This is a genomic window from Cellulomonas sp. P4_B5_2 (assembly GCF_056402235.1).
Map to the genome: position 1 here is coordinate 1 of NZ_JBFUHU010000227.1, position 6151 is coordinate 6151.

Annotated in this window: 10 protein-coding genes; all 10 read right to left on the bottom strand. The window is 74.4% G+C overall.

All coding sequences use genetic code 11. From position 1 onward, the window contains the following. On the bottom strand, positions 1 to 195 hold a 195-nt coding region (locus AC1DUQ_RS15665), incomplete at its 3' end, for a hypothetical protein (protein WP_477074096.1). Beyond that, positions 192 to 803, bottom strand: coding sequence for a hypothetical protein (locus AC1DUQ_RS15670; protein WP_477074097.1), 612 nt, complete (start codon positions 801 to 803; stop codon positions 192 to 194). The genes AC1DUQ_RS15670 and AC1DUQ_RS15665, both read right to left, overlap by 4 nt. 2 nt (positions 804 to 805) lie before the next feature. Beyond that, positions 806 to 1420: a hypothetical protein gene (locus AC1DUQ_RS15675; protein WP_477061802.1), complete on the bottom strand. Its 615-nt coding sequence runs from the start codon at positions 1418 to 1420 to the stop codon at positions 806 to 808. 122 nt (positions 1421 to 1542) lie between these two features. Next, the gene (locus AC1DUQ_RS15680) at positions 1543 to 2367 is read right to left on the bottom strand and encodes a class I SAM-dependent methyltransferase (RefSeq protein WP_477061801.1); all 825 of its coding nucleotides are present in this window, start codon (positions 2365 to 2367) and stop codon (positions 1543 to 1545) included. Further along, positions 2364 to 2924: a hypothetical protein gene (locus AC1DUQ_RS15685; RefSeq protein WP_477061800.1), complete on the bottom strand. Its 561-nt coding sequence runs from the start codon at positions 2922 to 2924 to the stop codon at positions 2364 to 2366. Before AC1DUQ_RS15685 ends, AC1DUQ_RS15680 begins: the two co-directional genes overlap by 4 nt. Then, entirely contained in the window at positions 2917 to 3576 is a 660-nt protein-coding gene (locus tag AC1DUQ_RS15690; protein ID WP_477074098.1) for a hypothetical protein, read from the bottom strand. The genes AC1DUQ_RS15685 and AC1DUQ_RS15690 overlap by 8 nt, the downstream gene beginning before the upstream one ends. Beyond that, positions 3573 to 4337 (bottom strand): hypothetical protein, encoded by a 765-nt coding sequence (locus tag AC1DUQ_RS15695; RefSeq protein WP_477061798.1) that lies wholly within the window; start codon positions 4335 to 4337, stop codon positions 3573 to 3575. Before AC1DUQ_RS15695 ends, AC1DUQ_RS15690 begins: the two co-directional genes overlap by 4 nt. 4 nt (positions 4338 to 4341) lie before the next feature. Continuing rightward, a complete protein-coding gene (locus AC1DUQ_RS15700; RefSeq protein WP_477074099.1) occupies positions 4342 to 4788 on the bottom strand; it encodes a hypothetical protein in 447 nt (148 codons plus the stop codon). A gap of 66 nt (positions 4789 to 4854) precedes the next feature. Then, the gene (locus AC1DUQ_RS15705; RefSeq protein WP_477061797.1) at positions 4855 to 5385 is read right to left on the bottom strand and encodes a hypothetical protein; all 531 of its coding nucleotides are present in this window, start codon (positions 5383 to 5385) and stop codon (positions 4855 to 4857) included. Further along, positions 5375 to 6151, bottom strand: a 777-nt coding sequence (locus tag AC1DUQ_RS15710) for a hypothetical protein (RefSeq protein ID WP_477074100.1), incomplete at its 5' end; no start/stop codon positions are given. The genes AC1DUQ_RS15705 and AC1DUQ_RS15710, both read right to left, overlap by 11 nt.

Consider the following 6151-nt stretch of genomic DNA (forward strand, 5'->3'; position numbering starts at 1 on the left):
CTGGTGGAACGGAGCGGTCTCGCCCGCCTCGACGGTGGTCGGGCGGCGCAGGTCCTGCTCCCACCACAGGGTGCGGACCCGGTCGCCCGCCGCGACGAGCGCGAGCGCCAGCGCGACGGGCAGCGCGACCAGGGCCCAGCGGTTGCGTCGCCACCAGGACCGGGAGGTCGGCGGCGAGTCGGTCGTCGTGCTCAAGGCTGCTCCGGAGGCTCGTCGGACCACGCGCCGGCGAGGACGGGAGTGTCGTCCGCCGCCCACGCGTCCGCGTCGGCCTGCGTGAGGCCCAGGTCGATGTCGGCGACGTCGTCGCGGCGCTGGTCCTTCTGCTCCGACCCGATGCGCAGGTGCGCCCCCGGCACAGCCTCGGGCGGGAGCTCGACGCGCACCGTCGCGTAGCGAGGGACCCCCGGCTGCGCGGTGCCCGGGAGGAACCATGAGCGTCCGCCCGTGAACACGGTGTAAGTGCGACCGTCGCCGCCGAGAAGCTCCGCGAAGCTCAGCGCGCGCGGCTGGCCGACGACCTCGATCGTCRGGGGCACGGTGAGCCACACGCCAGGCGTCGCGAGCAGCGTCCCGTCGTCGTTGTCGAGGACCGTCGAGCCCGCGGGCTCGCCCGCCGTCAGGCGCGCGTACCGGAGCTCGACGGGCTCACCGACGACCGCGGACCGCACGAACGACGCCTGCACGCGCTCGTCGACGGGGAAGGCGGTGACGACGACGTGGCCCACGGCGAGGGCGGCGAGGACGGCCGCACCGGCGCCGAGCGTCTGCCTTCGGGGACGACGTGCGACCGGCTCGGGCACGGTCACTCGTCGACCTCCTCGTCCTCGTCGGACACGGCCTCGCGCACGTCGAGCTCGCCCCGCAGGGTCGTCGTCGGGTCCCACCACGCCACGGTCGGATCGAGGCTGCCGCTGCGCCAGGTGTGCCGCTGCACCAGGACGGTCGCGCTGGTGGGCGGTGCGACGGAGCCGTCCTGCTCGAACAGGAACGCGGCCTCGTACGTCAGGCCCGGCTGCACGGGGCTCAGCGACGAGCCGTCCTCGAGCAGCGCGATCGACGTGGACGTCACCCCCGGGACGATCGGTTTGTGCGCCTTCACCAGCCCGTCGACGTCGGTGAGCGTGAGCGCGTCCCGAAGCGTGCCGCCCAGAAGACCCGCGTCGCTCGTGTTGCGCACCGTCGCGACGACGCCGATCCACCGGTTGCCGGCCTCGGAGAGGTACTGGCCCGGCAGGGCGGTGGTCCACACGACACGGTGGACGGTCAGCTCGAACGGGGCGACCTCGACCGGGGTGTCGACGGCGAGCATCTCGGGGCCGTCCTGCGCCTGCTCCTGCAGACCGCCGAACGCCGCCGTGACCGCGAGGAGTGCGACCGCACCGCCGATGCCGATGCGTCGCAGCGGCTGATCGAGCACGCGACGCGCGACGATGCTACCGCTCTGCCGCGCTCGGGAGCGCAGGTCAGGAGGGGCGGCGGGTCCGGGCACGCGGCCGAGTGTAGGTGCGCCCCAGGGTCAGGGGCGTCAGGTGACCGGTGTCAGTCCGGGACGCGCGCCAGGGCGATCCCGAACCCTGGCAGGAGGTCGTACCACCGCACGTCGACGAACCCGGCACCCTCGAGCAGCACGCGGAACTGCTCGGGCGTGTGGAAGCCGATCCACCCCGGGTCGCCGGCCAGGGAGAGTGCCGACGCCAGCCGGACGAACCACTCCGGGCCCGGGTCGATGATCGCGTAGTGGCCGCCCGGCCGCAGGCACCGCCTGATGCCCGCCGCCGCGGCCGCCGGATCCGGGTAGTGATGGTGCGCGAGGCAGTTGTAGACGAGGTCGAACGCGCCGTCGAGGTCCCGCGGCAGGTCCCCGACGTCGGACTGCACGAACGCCGTGTTGTCCAGGCCTGCTGCCCAGGCCGCCCGGTGCGCGCCCACGACCATCCCGGCGGCCAGGTCGACGCCCACGACCTCTCCGTCGGGGACCCGGCGCGCGACGGCCCGCAGCTCCCGCCCGGGGCCGCACCCGGCGTCGAGCACACGGGCGTCGGGCGTGAGCAGGGGCGCGAGCATGTCGAGGGCCTCGGAGAAGAGCGGGACGGAGAACGGGCGCACGTAGAAGTCGTAGGCCTCGGCCAGGCGGTCGAACTCCTCGACCAGCCCGTCGTTCTTGGTCGGCGCGTCCAGCAGCCGCGGACCCCGCTGCGTCCGGCTGAGCAGCGGYCCCCCGCCGGGGGTCGGCGGGGCGGCGTCCACGACCAGGCGATCGCCACGGGCGCGAGCGTTCTGGCGTGTCGCGCGGGCCGGGTCGGAGACCAGCGCAGCCCACGACCACATCGATGCGGCGAGCACCCCGCTGGCGGTCTCGCTCATGCGTCGGTGCGCCGCAGCACGACGGCGATCGTGCCGGCCGGGATCCCCTCCACGCGCACGGTGCTGCGATGGTCGACGCCGGCCACGACCGAGTCCGGCACGGTGGCCCGCAACGAGACGACGACCGACTCCTTGGCGGCCAGGTCGAGGGTCGAGGGCGTGACGGTGACCTCGACGTCGACCGGCTGGCCGGACGGGTCGCGGAACGGGTCCACGACGACGACGCCCGCCGCCGCGGCGTCCAGCACGTTCTCGACCTCGAACGCCCCGGCGGCCTGCGCGCCCGCCGGCCCCTCCAGCACGAGCGACGCCGCGGCGGGCGCCGGCGCGTCGTCGGCCGTGTGCTGGTGCGCGACGGGCGCGTCGGCGTGGCTGTGCGTCGCCGGCCGGCCGGGCGTCTGGAGCGACACCACGCGGGGGGCCTCCTTGGCCACCGCGGTGACCTCGGCGAGCCAGTCGGTGACGAGGCTTCCCCAGGCCTTGTAGTAGGCGACGTTCGCGTCGACGATCCGGCGCACCAGGTCGTCCGCGCCTGCGGTGGGTGGCGGCTCAGCCATGGACGACCGGGACCCGGCCCTGGCGCGGCTGCGGGCGGCAGCAGGGCTCCTTGTAGAAGTGGTCGTACCAGTGGTGCACCGTGTCGGGCTCGTCCAGGACCGCGACCTCGTGGACGCAGGAACAGCCGCCGTCGGACGACGACACCTCCCACCGCACGACGTGGTCGCGGCAGCCGCGTACCCACAGGAGGGCCGACAGCGACTCGGAGCCGTCGTCGGGGAGGTGCACGGTGGCGGTGAACGTCGCGGTCTCGTACGGCCCGATCTGCTGCTGCACGGGCGTGACCGTCACCGAGCCGGCGTCAGGCCCGGTCACCCGGACGGCGACGAACCGGCTGGCGGGCCACTCGTTGGTCACGACGAGCCGCAGCGTCATCGTGGCGCCCGGGCAGCCGTGCGCCGTGACGGTGGGCAGCTTCTCGGGCAGGAAGCACGCGTCGGGGATCGCGCAGCCGCACGGCTGCGTGCCCAGCGACACCTGCGGCAGGCGCAGGCCGCTCGTGTYGACCTTGCCGGCTGCCGCGACGACGTCCGACACGGGTGTGGACGACCGCATCGCGTCCAGCATCGACCGGCCGAGCTTCAGGCCGGCGCCGACCACCGCGTCGAGCGCGGCCGTCGTCTGGTCGGTCATGCTCTGCTGAGTGCTCACGACGGCTCCTTCGCTCGTGTGCTGCGCTTCCGCGGGGTGGGCACCGGGGCGGTGACCTGGACCTCGACCCGCACGCGCACCCCGGCAACCACCCAGGTCCCCGCGTGCTCGGCGGGCGGGAGGCCGGCCGGGACGTGCACCTCGGCCGCCACGAGCGTGTCGGCGCCCGGCGCGAGGATCCCGGCGCCGTCCGTGACGACCACCCGGGCGGCCTCGGACTGACGGGCGGCCACGGTGTCGGCGACCACCGCCCACCGGTCCAGACCCCGAGCCTTGCCGCTCAGCCCGGCGGCGATCGCGTGCTCGAGCGTCTCCCGCTCCTCGAACGCCAGCACGGCGACCTTGCCGATCTCGACGGGGAGGTTCCCCCGGTTCACCACGTGCACCGACACGGGCACGATCGCGCCGGCCGGTCCGGAGACCGGGACGACGAGCGGCCGGACCTCGGCCGCCTGGGACCCGAGCACCTCGATCCGCACGTCGATGGCCCCGCCGTCCCAGAGCAGCTGCGCCGCCCGCTCCCCCGAGGGTGCGTCGTCGGCCAGCAGCAGCCGGACCTCGGTCCGCGCCGGACCGGCGGGGGCCGTGAGCACCCGCGCGGTCGACAGGACCTCGTCGGGCTCCTTCGACGCCGGCGGCACCAGCACGATCGAGGTGCGCTGGTCGGGGGGGACGTCGACCACTCCGACCACCGCGCCGGGCGGGCCGACGAGCCGCGCGACCCGGACGTCGTCCGCCGCTGCCCGGGTGGCACGAGCCACGGTGTCAGCCGTCCTTCGGGTCGAGGTCGTCGTCGCGGTCCGTGTACCCGCAGCGCTCGCAGGGTCCGGCCTTGTACGCCTCGGAGATCATCTGCGCCTCACCGCACAGCCGGATGCTCAGCAGGTCCATCCCCAGCAGGCTCAGCCCGACCGTGAAGTCGGCGGGCAGGTGGGCGCGCGTCTYGGGGAGCTCGGTCACGGCGAGGTTGAGGTTGACCGGGTTGAGCGTGACKGGGTTGAGGGTGATGGTCGCGTTCAGGGGGTTCAGGGTGACGGGGTCGATGCCCATCTGGATCTTGGGGATCGGCTCGTGGATCGTGATGCCGAACTCGTTGGGGATGCCGGCGACCGTGACGGGACCGATGGCACCGATGTGGTCGACCACCACCGGGTTCATCGAGACGGGTCCGATCGAGCCGAGATGCCCGTCGAGGTGGACGTCGGAGCCCATGGCTACCCCCAGGTTGCCGTGCGGGATGTCGTCACCAAGCAGGATCGACCCGGACAAAGTCGGGCGTCAACCAGCAACGCCGCCCAGTTCGTCGGCCAGCAGGTCCAGCTCGCCCAGCAGCACCATCTCCTCGGGACTGGTCTCCGAGGGGTACCACGCCACCTGCGCGGTCGACGACGGTGCCACAGCGGCGCCCGTGAGGAGCTCRTCCGCGAGCGCCTGCAGCGCCGGCAGCCGCACGGAGGACGCGAGCAGCACCTCGACCACCGCGAAGATCGCCGCCACGTCCTCCACCGTGCCGACGACCTCGATCCGGCCGGTCAGCACGGCGTCCCGCACCTCGAGCCGGGCCTCGAGCAGGTCGACCACGGTCCCCCGGTCCGTGCGGCCCCAGCAGGCCGGTCCGTGGGCGGCGGCCGACGTCACGCGCAGCGCGCCCGCACCGTCGAACCGCACGTCGACCGCCTCGTCGTCCAGGCCGATCCGCGCCTCACGCGCACCGGCGAGCCTCCGCACCCGCGCGCCCGCGTCGGGGTCTCCGGCGTCCAGACCCGCCACGAGCGCCGCCACGAAGGCCGCGAGCCCCCTATCCGGCACGCTCGACCACCCCCAGCCCGACGGAGTCCACCCGCGTCCCGGCGATCAGCCCGACGCAGCGGAACGCCCCGACGAGCTCGTGCAGGAAGGCGGAGCCGGGCTGCGCGGGCTCCGCCATCACCAGCTGTGCCACGTCCCGCACGTCGAACTCGAGGTCCAGCCCGTCGAAGCCGTTGCTCGCGTGCACCACGACGCGCGACGGGAGCCGCTCGGTCGCACGGTCGGTGTGCAGTGCGGCGAGCGCGCCGGGCAGGCGACGCGACGGCCACGTGCGCCCCGTCGTCTCGACGAGCACCTGGTCGTCGACGAACCGGACCACCCGACCGCGGACCTCCACGGTGAGCAGCACCAGGCCGGACCTCGTGTGCGCGCGGTTCGTCATGCGCGAGAACACCACCAGCAGCCCGTCAGGGGCGTGCCAGCAGGCCCAGTCCCAGCCGGCGTCGTCGCCCCACCACCACCGACCCCAGTTGTGGTCCGCATAGCCTCCGGCGCCGTCCAGCGTGACCGTGCGACCGGGGAGGTCGAGGGTGCCGTCGACGCGCAGCCTCGGGTAGACGGCCCAGCCGAGGTACCCGGAGCCGAACGGCATCGTGGACTCCACGCTGAGCTCCGGRCCGACCGGCACCCCCTCGAGCGAGAGGTCCAGCCCGTCCCGGGGCAGGCGGGCACGCGCGGCCACCCGGGTGCCGGACGGATCCGCGGCGACCGCGACGCCCGCGGTGGCCAGGGCGAGCACCCCCGTCTCGACCGAGCCGCCCGACAC

Coding starts and splice junctions, on each gene's coding strand:
- AC1DUQ_RS15685 (WP_477061800.1), bottom strand. CDS start 2,924: ATGGCTGAGCCGCCACCCACCGCAGGCGCGGACGACCTGGTGCGCCGG.